The organism is Mesorhizobium sp. M8A.F.Ca.ET.208.01.1.1, from assembly GCF_004791315.1.
Taxonomy (GTDB): Bacteria; Pseudomonadota; Alphaproteobacteria; order Rhizobiales; family Rhizobiaceae; genus Mesorhizobium.
In genome coordinates this window covers 1-278 of record NZ_SRUT01000463.1, presented here as the reverse complement: position 1 = coordinate 278, position 278 = coordinate 1, and the positions used below count along the sequence as shown (strand labels likewise).

The 278-nt window shown below is 67.6% G+C and carries 1 pseudogene; it reads left to right on the top strand.

The features are described 5' to 3' along the window. Positions 1-10: 10 nt before the first annotated feature. A pseudogene (locus tag EN851_RS36735) lies at positions 11-278 on the top strand (hypothetical protein); the annotation flags it as partial.

Genomic DNA, 278 nt, shown 5'->3' with positions numbered 1-278 from the left:
TGCCGAGCCGATGCTGCCCACGCTGTCGCCTGCCCAGGAAAAACTGCTGATCGGCCTCGCCGATCCGGAGGCGTCGGCCGATTGGGACAAGGATGTATCGGCAGGCGAGCTGATGGCGCTGCTGGCCAATGCCGAGTTCCACGGCGTGCTGCCGATCGTGTTGCGCAAGCTCAGGGAGCGCCGCGACGCCAATCTGCCGGAAGATCCGGGCCTGGCGCGGAAGCTTGCCGAGTTGCGCGACCAGGCGACGACGGCGACCGGCCAGTCGATGTTGCTGC